Source organism: Streptomyces sp. NBC_01232 (assembly GCF_035989885.1).
In the GTDB taxonomy this organism is placed as follows: Bacteria; Actinomycetota; Actinomycetes; order Streptomycetales; family Streptomycetaceae; genus Streptomyces.
In genome coordinates this window covers 3,256,715-3,270,456 of the sequence record NZ_CP108518.1, presented here as the reverse complement: position 1 = coordinate 3,270,456, position 13,742 = coordinate 3,256,715, and the positions used below count along the sequence as shown (strand labels likewise).

At 71.3% G+C, this 13,742-nt stretch carries 15 protein-coding genes and 1 riboswitch; of the genes, 10 read left to right on the top strand and 5 right to left on the bottom strand.

The genetic code is table 11. The features are described from left to right. Window positions 1–29: 29 nt before the first annotated feature. A complete protein-coding gene (gene bcp, locus OG444_RS15125) occupies window positions 30–497 on the bottom strand; it encodes a thioredoxin-dependent thiol peroxidase (protein WP_327262675.1) in 468 nt (155 codons plus the stop codon). Between the two features lie 103 nt (window positions 498–600). Between bcp and OG444_RS15120 the strand changes: the two genes are divergently transcribed. The 3 genes from OG444_RS15120 (at window position 601) to OG444_RS15110 (ending at window position 1,808) form a co-directional block, all read left to right on the top strand. Further along, a complete protein-coding gene (locus OG444_RS15120) occupies window positions 601–921 on the top strand; it encodes a DUF3618 domain-containing protein (protein WP_327266789.1) in 321 nt (106 codons plus the stop codon). Window positions 922–964: 43 nt separating this feature from the next. After that, window positions 965–1,306, top strand: coding sequence for a GroES family chaperonin (locus OG444_RS15115; protein WP_030009035.1), 342 nt, complete (start codon window positions 965–967; stop codon window positions 1,304–1,306). 79 nt (window positions 1,307–1,385) lie between these two features. After that, window positions 1,386–1,456, top strand: a riboswitch (guanidine-III (ykkC-III) riboswitch). A gap of 31 nt (window positions 1,457–1,487) precedes the next feature. After that, the gene (locus OG444_RS15110) at window positions 1,488–1,808 is read left to right on the top strand and encodes a DMT family transporter (protein ID WP_030158619.1); all 321 of its coding nucleotides are present in this window, start codon (window positions 1,488–1,490) and stop codon (window positions 1,806–1,808) included. 24 nt (window positions 1,809–1,832) lie between these two features. Here OG444_RS15110 and OG444_RS15105 read toward each other — a convergent pair whose 3' ends face one another. Beyond that, window positions 1,833–4,259 (bottom strand): transglycosylase domain-containing protein, encoded by a 2,427-nt coding sequence (locus OG444_RS15105; RefSeq protein ID WP_327262674.1) that lies wholly within the window; start codon window positions 4,257–4,259, stop codon window positions 1,833–1,835. Between the two features lie 258 nt (window positions 4,260–4,517). On the opposite strand from OG444_RS15105, the gene OG444_RS15100 reads away from it, so the two are divergent. The 5 genes from OG444_RS15100 (at window position 4,518) to OG444_RS15080 (ending at window position 10,218) form a co-directional block, all read left to right on the top strand. Further along, a complete protein-coding gene (locus OG444_RS15100; protein ID WP_327262673.1) occupies window positions 4,518–5,321 on the top strand; it encodes an ABC transporter permease in 804 nt (267 codons plus the stop codon). After that, window positions 5,314–6,234 carry an ABC transporter permease gene (locus OG444_RS15095; protein ID WP_383195599.1) on the top strand — a complete coding sequence of 307 codons (921 nt, stop codon included), beginning with the start codon at window positions 5,314–5,316 and terminating at the stop codon, window positions 6,232–6,234. The genes OG444_RS15100 and OG444_RS15095 overlap by 8 nt, the downstream gene beginning before the upstream one ends. A gap of 4 nt (window positions 6,235–6,238) precedes the next feature. Continuing rightward, window positions 6,239–7,207 (top strand): ABC transporter ATP-binding protein, encoded by a 969-nt coding sequence (locus OG444_RS15090; protein WP_327262672.1) that lies wholly within the window; start codon window positions 6,239–6,241, stop codon window positions 7,205–7,207. 142 nt (window positions 7,208–7,349) lie between these two features. Further along, window positions 7,350–8,009 (top strand): DUF1707 SHOCT-like domain-containing protein, encoded by a 660-nt coding sequence (locus tag OG444_RS15085; RefSeq protein ID WP_327262671.1) that lies wholly within the window; start codon window positions 7,350–7,352, stop codon window positions 8,007–8,009. Window positions 8,010–8,661: 652 nt separating this feature from the next. After that, the gene (locus tag OG444_RS15080) at window positions 8,662–10,218 is read left to right on the top strand and encodes a DUF445 domain-containing protein (protein WP_442810755.1); all 1,557 of its coding nucleotides are present in this window, start codon (window positions 8,662–8,664) and stop codon (window positions 10,216–10,218) included. Window positions 10,219–10,291: 73 nt separating this feature from the next. Here OG444_RS15080 and OG444_RS15075 read toward each other — a convergent pair whose 3' ends face one another. Both OG444_RS15075 and OG444_RS15070 read right to left on the bottom strand, forming a co-directional pair. Next, window positions 10,292–10,591, bottom strand: coding sequence for a hypothetical protein (locus tag OG444_RS15075; protein WP_327262669.1), 300 nt, complete (start codon window positions 10,589–10,591; stop codon window positions 10,292–10,294). An 82-nt stretch (window positions 10,592–10,673) separates the two neighbouring features. Continuing rightward, the gene (locus OG444_RS15070) at window positions 10,674–10,853 is read right to left on the bottom strand and encodes a hypothetical protein (RefSeq protein ID WP_327262668.1); all 180 of its coding nucleotides are present in this window, start codon (window positions 10,851–10,853) and stop codon (window positions 10,674–10,676) included. A 186-nt stretch (window positions 10,854–11,039) separates the two neighbouring features. Here OG444_RS15070 and OG444_RS15065 point away from each other — a divergent pair, with 186 nt between their 5' ends. Together OG444_RS15065 and OG444_RS15060 are read left to right on the top strand one after the other, a co-directional pair. Beyond that, entirely contained in the window at window positions 11,040–11,576 is a 537-nt protein-coding gene (locus tag OG444_RS15065) for a GNAT family N-acetyltransferase (protein ID WP_327262667.1), read from the top strand. A gap of 601 nt (window positions 11,577–12,177) precedes the next feature. Then, window positions 12,178–12,747: a hypothetical protein gene (locus tag OG444_RS15060; RefSeq protein WP_327262666.1), complete on the top strand. Its 570-nt coding sequence runs from the start codon at window positions 12,178–12,180 to the stop codon at window positions 12,745–12,747. Here the strand turns inward: OG444_RS15060 and OG444_RS15055 are convergent. After that, a complete protein-coding gene (locus OG444_RS15055; protein WP_327262665.1) occupies window positions 12,741–13,553 on the bottom strand; it encodes a hypothetical protein in 813 nt (270 codons plus the stop codon). The genes OG444_RS15060 and OG444_RS15055 overlap by 7 nt on opposite strands. Window positions 13,554–13,742: the final 189 nt, after the last annotated feature.

Here is a 13,742-nt window from a genome sequence, read left to right as displayed (position 1 = left end):
GCGGGCCGCTCCGTCGGGGGAGGCGGGGGTCAGAGGCCCAGGTCCTTGATGATTTTGGCTACGTGGCCTGTGGCCTTGACGTTGTAGAAGGCGTGCTCGACCTTGCCCTGCTCGTCGACGACCACCGTGGAGCGGATGACCCCCGTGACCGTCTTGCCGTACAGCTTCTTCTCGCCGTACGCCCCGTACGCCGTCAGCGTCTCCTTCTCCGGGTCGCTGACCAGGGTGACCTTCAGGTCCTCCTTCTCGCGGAACTTCGCCAGCTTCTCCGGCTTGTCCGGGGACACGCCGATGACGTCGTAGCCGTGGCCCGTCAGGAAGGACAGGTTGTCCGTGAAGTCGCAGGCCTGCTTCGTGCAGCCCGGCGTCAGCGCGGACGGGTAGAAGTACACGATCACCTTGCGGCCCTTGTGGTCGGCGAGCGAGATCTCGTTGCCGTCCGCGTCGGGCAGGGTGAAGGCGGGGGCGGTGTCGCCCGGCTGGAGTCGCTCGCTCATCTTGACTGCTCCTCGGGAGGGGATCGGTATGCCATGAGACTAAGCTGACAGACTGTTCATGGCGGACTACGCCCCACAGGACCACGACGACGGAGGCAGCGCGGTGTCGGAAGCCAGGACCCCCGCACAGATCGAGGCGGACATCGTCCGCCGCCGCGAGCAGCTCGCCGAGACGCTCGACGAGATCGGCGTGCGCATGCACCCGAAGACGATCATCGGGGATGCGAAGGCCCGGGTCGCCTCGACCGTCGACCACACCGCCGGGCGGGCCTTCGCCACGGTGAACCGGATCGTGACGGACCTGCGGGACGGCCTGCGCGACGACGACGGGGCTCCGCGCATCGACCGGATCGTGCCCGTCGCCCTGGTCGCGGTGGGCGTGGTCGGCCTGCTCGTGGTGTCGGCGCGCCGTAGGCGCGGATGACCCTGAGCGGTACGGGGCGGGTACGGACAGGTAGGTTCGGGGCGTGAGCGAGAACACCACCCACGACAAGCTGCCCATTCGCATGCTGCACGACCGCGTGCTCGTGAAGTCCGACCTGCCGGAGGGCGAGCGGCGCTCGGGCGGCGGCATCCTGATTCCTGCGACGGCCGCGGTGGGCAAGCGGCTGGCCTGGGCCGAGGTGGTCGCCGTCGGTCAGAACGTCCGGACGGTCGAGCCCGGTGACCGGGTGCTGTACGACCCCGAGGACCGTGCCGAGGTCGAGGTGCGGGGCGCGACGTACGTGCTGATGCGTGAGCGGGACCTGCACGCCGTGGCCGCGGAGCGGCTGGAGGGGTCGGAGGACTCCACCGGGCTGTACCTGTAGCAGGGAAGCAGGGAAGCAGGGAAGCAGGGGGAGCAGAGAAGCGGGAAGGGGCTGGTGGCCCAGGTCACCGGCCCTTTTTGCTGCCCTTTGCTACGGTGGGGGAGAACCCCGACGAGACGCGCCGTACCGGGTACGACAAGACGACGCACCCCGTATCGCTCGATGTCTCGGAGGTGCCGTCATGGCATGGGTTCTTCTTCTCGTCGCCGGTCTGCTCGAGGTCGGCTGGTCGATCGGCATGAAGTTCACCGAAGGTTTCACCCGGCTGTGGCCCAGTGTGTTCACGGGCGCCGGGATCGTCGCGAGCATGGTGCTGCTGTCCTACGCCGCGAAGACCCTGCCCATCGGTACGGCGTACGGGGTGTGGGTGGGCATCGGCGCCGCCGGTGCGGCCGTGCTCGGTATGGCGGTGCTGGGTGAGCCCGTCACCGCCGCCCGGATCTTCTTCATCTGTCTGCTGCTGGTCGCCGTGGTGGGGCTGAAGGCGACCTCCGGTCACTGACCGGCCCGCTGGTCGGCCGGCCCGCTATTCGAGGAACGCCGACGGCGGGCGCAGGCCTTCCGCCGGGCCGCCGTCGCTTCCCTCCGTACCTCCCTGGGCGCTGCCCTGTGTGCCTTGTGTGCCCTGTGTGGTGCCGCCCTGGTCGCCGCCCTGGGTGGTGCCCGCGTTGTCCTGGCCTCCGTTGTCCTGGCCCGAGTTCGTGCGGCCGCCGTTGTCCTGGCCGCCCTGGTTCTGGCCGCCGTTGTTCTGTCCGCCCTGGTTGCGGCCGCCCGTCGGGTTCGAGGGCGTGGGCCGGGTCGGGCGTTGCGGAGCGCTGGGTGAGGGTTCGCCCGTCGTTTCCTGCGGCGGTTCGGACTCCGGGCTGGGGGGCGGCGGGGGCTGTGCGGCGCCGGGCTGGAGTTCCAGGTCGAAGTCGACGGGGTCGGTGCCCTCCAGGGCGGTCTTGGTGTAGGCGGCCCAGATCCGGGCGGGGTATCCGCCGCCGCCGATGCGGGACTCGCCGAGGGCGCCGTAGAGGGACTGCAGGGTTCCGGTGTCGGGGTCCTGGCCCATCATCGAGACCACCGTCACCAGCTCCGGGGTGTAGGCCGCGAACCAGGCCGAGCGGTCCAGTTCGCCGGTGCCGGTCTTGCCCGCGGCCGGGTGGCCGGCGGCGAGGGCTGCCGTACCGGTGCCGTTGTCCACGACGCTGACCAGCATGGACGTGGTGGTGTCGGCGGCTTCGCGGCTGATGGCCCGGGTGGGGGTGCGCTCGGGCAGGTTGATGGTGTCGTCGCCCTTGGTGATCTTCTCCACGAGGGTGTAGGGGGTGCGGCGGCCGTGGTCGGCGAGGGTGGCGTACGCCTGGGCCATGTCCAGGACGCTGGCCTGGAGGGTGCCGAGTGCCATGGCCGGGCCGGTCACGAAGTTGGGGGTGTTCTCGGGGATGCCGAGGTCGATGGCGGTCTGTTTGACCTCGGCGGTGCCGACGTCGACGGCCATCTGTGCGTAGACGGCGTTGACGGAGAGGTCGGTGGCGGTGTTGACGGAGATGTTGCCGTAGGAGACCTGGCCCTCGTTCTCGGGGGCGAAGCGGATGCGGCCGCCGACGACCGGGCGTTTGTTGTCGCCGTTGTAGATCGTGTTCGGGGTGATCCGGCGGCCGTCCTGGGTGCGGGAGCCGTTCTCGGAGGCGGCGGCGAAGACGAACGGCTTGAAGGTGGAGGCGACCTGGTAGTCGTGCCGGGTCGCGTTGTTCACGTACTGCTTGGTGTAGTCGATGCCGCCGTACATGGCGACGACCTTGCCGGTGGTGGGTTCGATGGAGACGCCGCCGGTCCGGACCAGCCGGTCCGCCTTGCGCGTCTCGGGTTCGAGTCTGCCGACCATCTGTTCGTCGACGGCGTCGACGAAGGCGGTCTGGCGGCGCTTGTCGATGGTGGACGTGATGCGGTAGCCGCCCTCGGCGAGGGTCTTGTCGTCGAGGATCTTGTTCTCGACGATGTAGTCCTTGATCGCTTCCACGAGGTAGCCGCGCTGGCCGGACAGGCCGGCGGCCGCGCGGGCCTTGCCCGGCTCGGGGAACCGGGTCGTCGCGCGTTCGGCGGCGGGCAGCCAGTCCTTCTTGACCATGCCGTCGAGTACGTAGTTCCAGCGGGCGAGCGCGCGGGGGCGGCTCTGGGGGTGGGAGACGACGTCGAAGGCGCTGGGGGAGTTGAGGAGGGTGGCGAGGTAGGCGCCCTCGGCGGTGGTGAGCCTGCCGACGTCCTTGCCGTAGTAGGCCTGGGCGGCGGCCTGGATGCCGTAGGCGTTGCGGCCGAAGTAGCTGGTGTTCAGATACCCCTCGAGGATGTAGTTCTTCGACTTCTCGCGACCGAGTTTGATCGCGATGAAGAACTCCTTCACCTTGCGCTTGATCGTCTGTTCCTGGCCCAAGTAGTAGTTCTTGACGTACTGCTGAGTGATGGTCGAACCGGACTGGGTGCCCTTGCCGGTCGCGGTGTTCCAGGCGGCACGGATCATGGCCTTGGGATCCACCGCCCGTTCGGAGTAGAAGTCCCGGTCCTCGGCGGCGAGTACGGCCTCCTGCACGGTCCGCGGGATCTGCGAGAGCGGCACGTTGACGCGGTTGACCTCGCCGTCGCGGGCGATCTGGGAGCCGTCGGAGTAGAGGTAGACGTTCGATTGCGCGGTGGCGGCGGCGTTGGCCGGCGGGATGTCGACCAGCAGGTAGCCGGCCACGAGGGCGCCGCCGAGCAGCAGGGCGACCAGCAGGACACCGCCCAGGACCATGCGCCAGGTGGGCAGGAGGCGGCGCCAGCCGGTTCTCTTGCGCCGGTCGTTCTTCCCCGGCCGGCTCTGCCGGGGCCCGGCCCGGTCGTGCGCCCGCGGCTGCGGGACGTCATGCGGTCCGCCGGGCGGGGTGTCGGGGTCGCGAGGGGTCCAGCCAGGGGGTGGTGACTGGTCGCTCATCTCCAGGACTCCTCGACGCCGTTCGAAATATCCACTTCTGTACCTCATGGTGTCTACCCGATGGCCGCTGAATCCGCTCCGGACGGGCATAAATCGGTCGCGTGGCTCGCCCCTCCGCACTAAGCTCGCGCGCTTTGGCCGACGTAGGAACGACGTGGGAAACGGAGGGATACGGTGCGCCGGAGAGTGCGTCGCAGAGTGCAACGCGGAGTGGGTCACGGAGTGGGTCACGGAGTAGGTCACGGAGTAGGTCACGCAGTGCGTCTCCACCTGGCGGTCGCGGCAGGCGGATTCAGGCGTTACGCCACCTACGGGACGGCGACAGCGGCCGGGGTGTTCACCAACACCGTGTTCGGATTCATCGTCGCGTACACGTACATCGCGCTGTGGGACCAGCGCCCCGGACTCGGCGGCTACGACCAGGCGCAGGCGCTCACCTTCGTCTGGGTGAGCCAGTCGCTGCTGGCGGCCGCCGCGCTGATCGGCGGCGGGTTCCAGGAGGAGCTGCAGGAGCGGATCCGGACGGGCGACGTCGCGGTCGACCTGTACCGGCCGGCGGACCTGCAGATGTGGTGGCTCGCGGCCGATCTGGGCCGGGCGGGCTTCCAGTTGCTGGGCCGCGGGGTGGTGCCGCTGGTGGCGGGAGCCCTGGTGTTCCCGCTGGCGCTGCCCGTCGATCCGGTGCGCTGGCTGCTGTTCCTGGTGTCCGTGCTGCTCGCGCTGGTGGTGAGTTTCGCGCTGCGCTACATGGTGGGGCTGGTGGCCTTCTGGCTGATGGACGGGCAGGGGATCAACATCATGGCCACCGTCTCCTCGATCTTCTTCTCCGGGATGCTGCTGCCGCTGACCGTCTTCCCGGGCGGCTTCGGCGAGTTCGTCCGGGCCATGCCGTGGGCGGCGATGCTCCAGGTGCCGATGGACGTCCTGCTGGGCAAGCACGCGGGGGCCGGGGGTGCGGCCGAGGCGCTGGCCTTCCAGGCCGGATGGGCGCTCGTACTGCTGGGAGCGGGGCGGCTGTTGCAGTCGGCCGCGACGCGGAAGGTGGTGGTCCAGGGTGGCTGAGGCGGGAGTGGAGGCGGAGGCGGTTGCGGGGGCGGTTGCGGGTCCGAGGTTCCGGGCGGGCGGGTTCGCGGGTGACGGGGCGGTGGCGCAGGAGGCGCGGCGCGGTCGTGTGCGCGAGGGGCTGCGCGGCTACCGGCTGATCGTGGGGATGTGGATCCGGTCCACGATGACGTACCGGACCTCCTTCGTCCTGACGACCGTGGGGCACGCGGCGATCACCCTGCTGGACTTCGTCGCGATCTACATCATGTTCTCCCACGTGGACGCCCTCGGCGGCTTCACGCTGCCCGAGATCGCCCTGCTCTACGGCTCCTGCTCGGCCTCCCTGGGCCTGGCGGACATGCTGCTGGGCAACACCGACCGGATCGGCGCCCGGATCCGCGACGGCTCGCTCGACACGATGCTGGTGCGTCCGGTCCCGGTGCTCGCGCAGGTCGCGGCGGACCGGTTCGCGCTGCGCCGGCTGGGCCGGATCGGGCAGGGGCTGGGCGTGATGGGCTGGGCGGTCTGGACGCTGGACGTGGAGTGGACGGCCGGGAAGGTGCTGCTGGTCCCGGTGATGGTCCTCGCCGGGGCGGCGATCTTCGCTGCGGTGATGGTGACGGGCGCGGCCTTCCAGTTCGTGTCCGGGGACGCGGCGGAGGTGCAGAACTCCTTCACCTACGGCGGCTGCACGATGCTCCAGTACCCGCCGACGGTGTTCGCGCAGGACCTGGTGCGCGGGGTGACCTTCATCGTCCCGTTGGCCTTCGTCAACTGGCTTCCCGCACTGCACGTGTTGGGGCGGCCCGATCCGCTGGGGCTGCCGGGGTGGGTGGCGTTCCTGAGCCCGCTGGTGGCCTTCGTGGTGTTCCTGCCCGCGTCGCTGGCGTGGCGCGCGGGAGTCCGTTCGTACCGAAGCACGGGGAGCTAGAGCTGTGGCGGATGCGCTGATCTCGTTGGACGGGGTCGAGAAGGTCTTCGACGTGAGGCGCCGGGTGAGCCTGATGCGCCGTGAGAAACGCCAGGTCAGGGCGGTGGACGGGATCAGCTTCGAGGTCGCCCGGGGAGAGATGGTCGGCTACATCGGGCCCAACGGCGCCGGGAAGTCGACCACGATCAAGATGCTGACCGGCATCCTGACGCCGAGCGGCGGCCGGCTGCGGGTCGCGGGCATCGACCCGGCGCGGGAGCGGATGCGCCTCGCGCACCGGATCGGGGTGGTGTTCGGGCAGCGCACCACGCTGTGGTGGGACCTGCCGCTGAAGGACTCGTACGGGCTGATGCGGCGGCTGTACCGGGTGCCGCGGGCGCGGTTCGAGGAGAACCTGGAGCGCTGCGTGGAGCGCCTCGACCTGGCCGAGCTGCTGGACGTACCGGTACGGCAGTTGTCGCTCGGGCAGCGGATGCGCGGGGACATCGCGGCGGCGCTGCTGCACGATCCGGAGGTGCTGTACCTGGACGAGCCGACGATCGGGCTCGACGTGGTGAGCAAGGCGAAGGTACGGGGCTTCCTGCGCCAGCTGAACGAGGAGCTCGGGACGACGGTGCTGCTGACCACGCACGACCTGCAGGACATCGAGCAGCTGTGCGAGCGGGTGATGGTGATCGACCACGGGCGGCTGATGTACGACGGGGCGCTGGGCGGGCTGCACGCGGCGGGATCGGCGGGGGAGAGCGAGCGGACGCTGGTGGTGGATCTGGAGCGGGAGCTCGCACCGATCAGCGTGGCGGGGGCGCGGGTGGTGAAGGTGGAGGGGCCGCGGCAGTGGCTGGCCTTCCCGGCGGGGGCGTCGGCGGCGCCGCTGGTGGCGGCGGTGGCGGCGGACTACCCGCTGGTGGACCTGTCGGTGCGGGAGCCGGACATCGAGGACGTGATCGCGCGGATGTACGCGGGGCGGGGCTGACGCGCGGCTCACGTCTCGCGTCTTTCGTCTCCTGGGTCCTGTCTCCTGGGCCCTGAATCAGGGGAAAGCCGGGGGTGATCCGGGGGCGATCTCAGGGGTGCAGTCATACAACTCCCCCCGCACTCTGCATAGTCTGGTGGGTATGAGTGACGAGCGGCCGGAGAAGCCGTTGCCGGAGCTGAGGGCGTCGGACGCCGACCGGGACCGGGTGGTCGAGCGCCTGCGGGACGCCGTCGCCGAGGGCCGGCTCGACATGGAGGAATTCGAGGAGCGGCTGGAGGCGGCGTACAAGTCCCGTACGTACGCGGAACTGGAACCACTGACGCAGGACCTGCCGGCGCCCACCGGGCCGTCCTCCCATCCGGCGGCGGTCGCCGGGTCGGCGGCCGAGCCCTGGCGGGGCCGGATCGGCGGCGCGGGATCCTCGACGGCGGCCGTGGCCGTCATGTCGGGCTTCCAGCGCAAGGGCCGGTGGACGGTGCCGGCGCGGTTCGACGCGTTGGCGTTCTGGGGCGGCGGGGAGCTGGACCTGCGCGAGGCGGACTTCGCGCAGCGCGAGGTGGTGATCAACTGTGTCGCGATCATGGGCGGCATCGAGATCACGGTCCCGCCGGGGGTGGAGCTCGATGTCCGTGGCTTCGGTGTCATGGGCGCCTTCGACCAGCGGGACAACCCGGGCCCCTCCGAGCCGGGTGCTCCGCGGGTGGTCGTGACGGGCTTCGCCTTCTGGGGCGGCGTCGAAATCAAGATCAAGAAGCGCAAGCCCCCACTGACGGACGACCCCCTCCGCAAACAGCTCTAGGTCCCGGTCCGGCCGAGGCTCCACCCGGGTCGGCTGCCCGGGTGGAGCTTCGGCCGGCGTGGCTCCGGCCGACGGCCGCGATCGGCTCTGGGCAGCGGTTCGCCACCGCGAGCGGGCCACCGCCCCGGCGGCCCCGGATCGCCCAGTCCCTGGGCGGCGGTGCTCACTGCGGAGCCGGTGGTCCGGGCGCGCCCCGGCCCTCGGCGGGGGCGTGCCGCTGCACGGGCCGGCCACCCGGGGGCATTGCCCTCGCGGGGGGCGCGGGCCGAGGCCCGGCGGGCAGGGGTGTCCGGTGAGGCGGCGGCCGGCGGAGCGGCTCTCGGTGGAGGCTCGCCACACTGGCCGGGCCACGGCCCCGGCGGACCCGGTCGGCGAGGGGCGAAGCCCCTGGCTCGGGCGCGGGCCTGCGGGATGGTCCGCCCCTGGGCGGCCGCGCTCGGCGCGGAGCCGGTGGTCCGGGCGCGCCCCGGCCTCGACGGCGGCACGCGCTGCACGGGCCGGGGCCCGGCGGGCAGGGGTGTCCGTGAGGCGGCGGGAGCTGCTCTCGGCGGCGGCGGGTCGCGGGCGAGCGGCAACCGGCGCCCCGACCGGGGTCGTGCGGGAGCGGCCCGGGCTCGGGCCGGCGGGACGCCGCAGTGAGCCGGTCGATCGTCTGGAACGGGGTGTCCGGCAAGGCTGCCCGCTCCGGACCGGCGGGTATGACGGGGAAGGCGGGGGTCACCCCGGACCGGCACCCCTCGCGGGAGCGGACTGGCGTGGCGGGAACTCCTCGCCCCTCCCGGGAGTCGGATGCTATGCAGACAAAACCGGCGCCCCCGGGGGAAGGCAGGAGCACGTGGAGAACCGCAGCACCACCGGAGGTCCCGGCACCGCAGGAGGTGCCGGTACCGCACCACCACCGGCACCACCCGCACCGCCCCCACCGCAGCCACCCTCCCGCGGCGGGTTCGTCTTCAGCGCCGCCGACGAGGAGCGCCGCCGCGGGGTCCGCCGGATGAAGGTCACCGCGACCGGTCTGCTGATCCTGGTCGCGCTGGTCTACGTACTGGCCAAGTACGCCCAGCACGCCTGGGGCGCGGGCGGCTGGGCCGGGTACGTCGCCGCCGCGGCCGAGGCCGGCATGGTCGGCGCGCTCGCGGACTGGTTCGCCGTGACCGCCCTCTTCCGGCGCCCGCTCGGTCTGCCCATCCCGCACACCGCGATCATCCCGACCAAGAAGGACCAGCTCGGGGTCTCCCTGGGCGAGTTCGTCGGGGAGAACTTCCTCTCCGCGGACGTGGTCCGGGCCCGCCTCCACTCCCTCGGCATCGGCAGGCGCCTCGGGTCCTGGCTGGCCGAGCCCGAACACGCCGACCGGGTCACCGCCGAGCTCGCCGCGGCGCTCCGCGGCGCCCTGACCGTCCTGCGCGATTCCGACGTGCAGGCCGTCGTCGGCGAGGCGATCACCCGGCGCGCCGAGACCGCCGAGATCGCGCCCGGCATCGGCAAGACCCTGGAGCGGGTCGTCGAGGACGGCGGCCACCGCCGCGCCGTCGACCTCATCTGTGCCAAGGCCCACGACTGGCTGATCACGCACGGGGCCTCCATCACGGACGCGGTCCAGGGGGGAGCGCCCGGCTGGACCCCGCGGTTCGTGGACCGCAAGGTGGGCGAGCGCGTCTACAAGGAGCTGCTCCGCTTCGTCACGGAGATGCGGGACATGCCCGAACACCCGGCGCGCGGGGCGGTGGACCGTTTCCTCACCGACTTCGCCGCCGATCTCCAGTCGGACAGGGAGACCCGGGCGAAGGTGGAGCGGCTCAAGTCCGAGATCCTGGCGCGCGACGAGGTCCAGGACGTCATCGCCTCCGCGTGGTCGGCGATCCGCTCGATGATCATCTCGGCGGCGGAGGACGAGCAGAGCGAGCTGCGCCTGCGCGTCCGCGCCTCGTTGATGTCCCTCGGCGCGCGCCTGGCCACCGACGGCCGCCTCCAGGCGAAGGTGGAGGGCTGGATCGAGGGCGCGGTCGTCTACGTCGTCACCCACTACCGGACCGAGATCACCTCGCTGATCACGGACACGGTCGCGGGCTGGGACGCCGAGCACACCTCCCGCAAGATCGAGGCCCACATCGGCCGCGACCTGCAGTTCATCCGTATCAACGGCACGGTGGTCGGCGCCCTGGCGGGCCTGCTGATCTACACGGTGTCCCGCGCCTTCGGTGCATAGGCCGCCGGGAGGGGCAGCTCCAGCTGGGCGTGGCCGCGGGCGGTGACGTCCGGGGGCGCGGCGCGGGCGGCGGTCAGTCGCGGTCGGCTACAGCCCAGGAGGCGGCAGCGACGAGACCCGCGGCCCCGAAGACGGCCGGCCACGGGCCGACCTTCTTGGCCAGCGGGTGCGCGCCCGCGAAGCCGCCGAGGTACAGCGCCCCGAGCCCGGCCGCCGCGGGGGCGCCGCCCCGGCGGTGCCACTCCCGCCCTGCCGCGAGCCCGGCGGCACCGAGTACGACACCGCCCAGCGGCCGCTTCCCGGTCCACCGGGCGACGGCGTATCCGCCGACCAGCCCGGCCGCCGCCACCACGGAACTCGGTACCCGTGCCATGTTGATCCTCTCGCCTCTTCTTGTCGTATGGGTCGCCTTGGACGGGTCGCGTGGCGAGCCGTCTCTGAGCTGCCCCAAGAGGCTAACGCGACCGGCCGGCCAGCCGGCGGCCGCTCAGCACTGCTACCAGCAGGATCACGGCACCGCCGATCACGGCATCCGGCACCGAGTCCCGGACGGAGCGGGGCAGCACAGCGACGATGCCCAAGACGAGAAGAAAGGCGAGCGCGCACCGGCCGGCCGCCCGAAGCAGTCTGTCCACGGCTGTTCAACGTGCTGCCCGCGTTGCCCGACACGGAGAGCTGGGAGGGGATTTGTCGCACACTCGCCGGATCCGGGCGATGTCCACCCCAGGAACCCGAAGGGCATAAATTCGGTCTCCTCACCCAAAGGGGAAAACCCCGCCCACCTCACCCCGACCCCACCCGACATCAGGAGCCAGGACATCGTGATCTGCTACGGACAGGCCGTCCTCGACCTCGCGGACGAACTGGTCGACGCCTACGCCGACGTCTTCTCCGGCCCGCCGTGGAACGAAGGCGAAGAAACCATTCGCCAGTTCGCCACCCGACTCCAGGCCGACGCCCGGCGCCGTGGATTCCGCACCGCTTTCGCCCAGTCCGCGACCGGCATCGACGGCTTTGCCACGGGCTGGCTCACACCGGCCGCCTTTCCCAAAGACCGTGCGTACGCCCAGGTTGCCGCGCAACTCGGCCCGGACCGTGTGAAGGAACTCCTCACCGGAGCCCTGGAGATAGACGAACTCGCCGTACGCCCGTACGCACGCGGCCGCGGCACCGGCCGCGCGCTGCTCACCGAGATCACCGCCGACGCCCCGGACCGGCGGGCCTGGCTGCTGACCTCGCGCCTCGCCAGGGACACAGTGGCGACGTACCGCCGGCTCGGATGGCACGAGGTCGCTGCCCGGCCCGGCACGGAGACGGGCGTGCTCGTGTTCCTCTCACCGGACCACCCGAACCGTTAGGCCGTCCGGCGGGTCCCAGCCGGGGCCCGGCGAGAGCACGGCCGGAGTACGGGGAATGGCTCTCAGGGGGTCCGTACCCGCTGGCGGCAAGGCCTCGGGCACCCGGCGCTGCTCCGCGGACACGCTGCGGTGGGTAGGCCGGCCCCGCGGCCGGGCATACCCGCCGCATGATCACAGCGCAGCAGCCCCGGGTAGCCCGCCGGCAGCTCGGCCTGGCCACCCGCCATCAGCTCACCGCCGCGGGCGTCCCCGACGGCACAATCACCTCCCGGACCCGGCCTGGCGGCCCCTGGCAGCGCTTACTGCCCCGGGTCTATCTCCTCCAGACCGGCCCGCGGACCAGCGTCAGCACGCCCTCTCCGCCGTCTTGTACGCTGCCGAGCCTGGTGCCGAACCTCTGTCTGGCGACACGGCCGCTCTAACCGGAGGGGCTGCCCTTGCCCTTCTCGGCATCCGGGAGGTCCCGTACGGCCCGGACACGCTCACTGACGTCCTCATCCGCGCACCGCGCCGGCTCACTGGCACCCCGGAGGTCCGGCCGCTCCCCACCTCGCGCTGGCCCCGCACTATCACGGTCTCCGGTATTCCCAGCGCCCGACCGGTGCGCGCGGCAGCCGACTTCGCAGCCTGCAGTCAGGACCCCGACCGTATCCGGTCGACCCTGGCCCACGTGGTCCAGGCGGGCTGGTGCCACCCGCATGCCCTGCACGCCGAACTCCGCGCTGCTCGTCTTCTCAACCGTCCCGAGGTTCGCGCGGCTGCAGCTGAACTGCTTGCCGGAGTGCGCTCGATCGCCGAGGGCCAGGCACGCGACGCCCTCAACACGACGGACCTCCCCACGCCTCTGTGGAATGCCCGCCTCTACGCTCCGGACGGTACTTTCCTGGCCAGCCCGGACGCGTACTGGCCCGACGAGGGTGTGGCCCTGGAGATCGACTCGGTGGAGTACCACTACACCCGCGACGCCTGGCAGGCCACCTTGCGCCGCCGTCTGCGCCTGGAATCCCACGGCATCCTGGTGGTCAGTGCCACCCCGTCGATGATCCGCGACAGCCCGGCGGAGGTCCTCGCGGCTCTCCGCGCCTTGCTTGCCCTGGCCTCTGTCCGCTCCTCCTCACCCACAGCACGGGCCCGCGGTCACCAGCAACTGCCTCTCCCGCTCGGCTACTGAGCGGCAGCCGCCAGCAGGAAGGCGACGTCTGCGTGCCTGCCGGCGTGCTGGAACGCGGCCGTGATGTTCAACACCGCTTGCCGGTCGGTGCGTTCGCTCACGCCAGAGAGCACGGACTCGGCGGCCTCATGGAGACCGGCGGTCCGGCAGGACTGGACCGCATCGATGAGTTCGGGCGGCGAAAGTGTCCGTCCTGCCCTCCACAACAGCAGTCCCGCGTCACGGTGCCTGCCGCTCGAGATAAACCCGGTGAGGGTCTCCAGCTCGGTCCAGCGGGTACCGGGGGAGTCGGTGCGCGGCCGGTCCCCCGCTGCAAGGGGGACCGGCACCTGCGTCCGTGCAGACGCGGCCAGCACTGAGGTGCGGGACATGGCCCTGGAGTGAGAGCGCAGCCGCCGTCTCAGAGAAGCCGGACGGAGCAGCTTCGGCCCGCCGGGGTGCGGTTCGGGGCCGGGCCCGGGACCGTGCGCCGGACGGGGAGGAGAAGAAGCCGGCGTTCCGTCAGGCGTCTCCGGCGGCTGAAGGCTGTCTCCTGCGGAATGCGGGACGCAGTCACAGTGCTGCAACCGGGCCAGTCGCCGCAGTTCCAGCAGGTCGTCCAGCGAGCAGGGCAGGCCGGTATCTCCGCCGTTCCGCAGCGCCACTTCCCGCTGGATCTCCTTGAAGAAGGCCTCGACCTGGGGTTCTTCCGGGATTCGCCCGCCATTGAGGTGATTGGACAGGCTCGTCGCCACGAGGTGTCCCTGCTGGGCGATCTGAGCCTGGGTGCGGGCGCTGCAGTCACGCAACCGGCGCAGCATGGTCACGAAGGCACGATGTCCTTGGGGCAGTTCCGGTGGCAGTTCTTTCCAGTTTTTTGTCCTCTGCCGCACCACGGCTCCATTCTCCCCGGTCATGAAATCTCGTCCGAAGTCTTCCGGTAAACGACCGTCAGCTGAACGGCCCGGTGTATTCATCTGACCTCGAAACGGGATTGGGGCTGGCCTTGCTGTCCA